The organism is Paeniroseomonas aquatica, from assembly GCF_030409335.1.
Lineage (GTDB): Bacteria > Pseudomonadota > Alphaproteobacteria > Acetobacterales > Acetobacteraceae > Belnapia > Belnapia aquatica.
On the sequence record NZ_JAUFPN010000066.1, the window covers coordinates 1 to 968 of the forward strand.

Here is a 968-nt window from a genome sequence, read left to right on the forward strand (position 1 = left end):
GCGGCCGCGAGCGGCAGCACAGGTGGCAGTATGCGAATACCGGCAAGATCGATCCAGCCAAACACCACGAGCGCTTGCGTGCCTGCGATGGCAATAGCCAGCGCAAGCCCGTACACGCGTAATCGCAGTGCGTTACGGCTCAACCAAAATGATTCAGGCTCCTCGCTGTTTCAGGTGGGTAGGCTGAGTTCGAGCTTGCCGGCGATAAGGTAGATGATCGCCTTGAGGTTGCGGGTGGACCGGTAGCCTCGAGCCTTGGCCTTGGCGGCCTGGACGAGGCTGTTGATGCCCTCAAGGATGCCATTGGCGATGTGAGTGTCGTGCCAGCGCAGGATGCCTTCCCAGTGGCGCTTGATGGTCCTGGCGGCGTCGATCATGGGCAGTAGACGGCTGTGGGTGGCCCAGAAGTACCACCGCTTGAGGAGCGCCTCGGCGGCCTGGCGTGACGGCTGTTGATAAACCTCCTGGAAGGTCAGCCGGATCTGCCAGGCTCGGGCCTGTGCGTCTGGGCCTACACACACCAAACAGCGAGGAGCCATGATTCAATGGCGCCGAACGAGCATAAATTCGCCCGCCGCACACAGAAGCCAGCTGCGCCGCCGCTGAGAAGTCCAGCCGCGAGGGGTAACCAGTCGGGCGACTCCATCGCGCACTCCTGCCCTACCGCGATGTCCCAATGTCCGGCTGATCGCGGCAGAAAATATCGTAGATAACGTCGATCATGCGCAGAACATCATTGCTGGCCAGTCTGTAGTAAACCGTCTTGCCGTCACGACGGGCGTCGACGAGACCGTCTAGGCGAAGCCGGGCCAATTGCTGGGAAACGTTTGGTTGGCGCAGCGACATCAGTTCCTCAAGTTCGCTGACCGATCGCTCACGTTCGACCAACAAGCACAGCAACAAGAGGCGGCTCTCGTTTGAAAGCGCCTTGAGAAAGTCGGACGCCTTTCGAGCCTTACGCATCAGGC

The 968-nt window shown here is 60.6% G+C and carries 2 protein-coding genes; both read right to left on the minus strand.

Annotated features, from left to right (window positions below; translation table 11 throughout):
• Positions 1–170 precede the first annotated feature (170 nt).
• Complete coding sequence (locus QWZ14_RS07260) at positions 171–539, minus strand: transposase (RefSeq protein ID WP_290315960.1); 369 nt, start codon at positions 537–539, stop codon at positions 171–173.
• A 121-nt stretch (positions 540–660) separates the two neighbouring features.
• On the minus strand, positions 661–968 hold a 308-nt coding region (locus QWZ14_RS07265), incomplete at its 5' end, for a metalloregulator ArsR/SmtB family transcription factor (RefSeq protein ID WP_456307226.1).